Source organism: Ottowia thiooxydans DSM 14619 (assembly GCF_000422885.1).
Lineage (GTDB): Bacteria > Pseudomonadota > Gammaproteobacteria > Burkholderiales > Burkholderiaceae_C > Ottowia > Ottowia thiooxydans.
In genome coordinates this window covers 1-1,339 of record NZ_AUGX01000087.1, presented here as the reverse complement: position 1 = coordinate 1,339, position 1,339 = coordinate 1, and the positions used below count along the sequence as shown (strand labels likewise).

The 1,339-nt window shown below is 58.3% G+C and carries 1 protein-coding gene; it reads right to left on the bottom strand.

Annotated elements, in window-relative coordinates; all coding sequences use genetic code 11:
* Window positions 1-183 precede the first annotated feature (183 nt).
* Window positions 184-1,212 carry an IS110 family RNA-guided transposase gene (locus G518_RS0126405; RefSeq protein WP_028605039.1) on the bottom strand — a complete coding sequence of 343 codons (1,029 nt, stop codon included), beginning with the start codon at window positions 1,210-1,212 and terminating at the stop codon, window positions 184-186.
* Between the last annotated feature and the right edge of the window lie 127 nt (window positions 1,213-1,339).

Genomic DNA, 1,339 nt, shown 5'->3' with positions numbered 1-1,339 from the left:
CCCTGATGGTGATTCGCGAGGTTGGAGCTCATCTCACTGGCGGGCTAATCCATGAACAGCCCTGAGTTCTGCACAGCTTTCCCAACCCACGGTCTGACCGCTTTGCCATCACTTCATCTACTCGCCTACACACTCATTGGGGGCTACGCCCTACGTTCTGTTAAATCGATTGCGTTTTGAGTATCAGGCCGCAGCCTGTGCGGCTGCACCGCGCCAGCGATCTTCGTAGTCGCGCCCATGAGCGACGATCGCCCAAGCCATTCGCGCCAATTTATGCGCTACAGCCACCACCACGACGTTGAAGGGTCGGCGTTTGAGCATCTGCGCCACCCACTCCGGCGGCTCGGCTAGTCGCACGATGTTCCTGGCACCATTGATAAGCAAGCTGCGTAAATAGGTATCCCCGCGTTTGCTGATACCCCCCATTCGCACTTTGCCGCCGGTGCCGGTATGGCTGGGCACTATCCCCAGGAAGCACGCAAAGTGGCGCCCACCTTTCCAGGCAGAAGCATCGCCCAAAGTGGCCGCTAGCGCCGTCGCGCCTAGCAGCCCAATGCCAGGCGCTTTGCGTAGCCGCTTGGCATCAGGACTTTCAGTTTGCATCTGCGCAATCTCTTTCTCAACCGCATCAATGTGCTGATCGAGCTCATGCAGCGCCTGAAGCTGCAGGTGCACCAAGCGCCACATGCCAGGGGGCACTTGCTGCTCGAGTGCAGCGCTGTTCTCGCTGATCCAGCTCATCATGGCCCTGCGCCCCTTGGGGATCACCACACCAAACTCGTAGAGCAGGCCTCTGAGGGCATTGACGCTGGCTGTGCGCTGGCTAACCCAGTGTGAGCGCACCCGGTGTGCGCTCAGATGGTCTTGCTGTTGAACGCTTTTAACGCTGACAAAGTGCATGTCTTTCTGGTTGCAAGCCTGCCAGATACCTCGTGCATCAGCGGCATCGTCTTTGTTGCCGATTACATGGGGGCGCACCTTTTGCGCTGGCACCAGCAACATCTGGTGACCCAGCGCAGCCAGTTGCCTGGCCCAGTGATGGGCGCTGCCGCAAGCTTCCATGGCGATACGAGCTGACTGGCGCTGGGCGAAGAACTCAAGAACTTTGCCGCGCGCGAGCTTACGGCGATGAATCTCACCAGTTGCCGGCTCTACCCAGTGCAGTTGGAAGACGGACTTCGCAATATCGATGGCAAAAGTCGTAATATTCATGTCGGGGTCTCCTTCGTCAGTAGTTGCTTGAAACTCTACTTTGGCACTTGATGCCGTTAGATGCGAGACCCCACCTCTTTGCGCTCATGGGTTTTGCGGCAGAGGTGGGAGGCGTCCATACCATCTC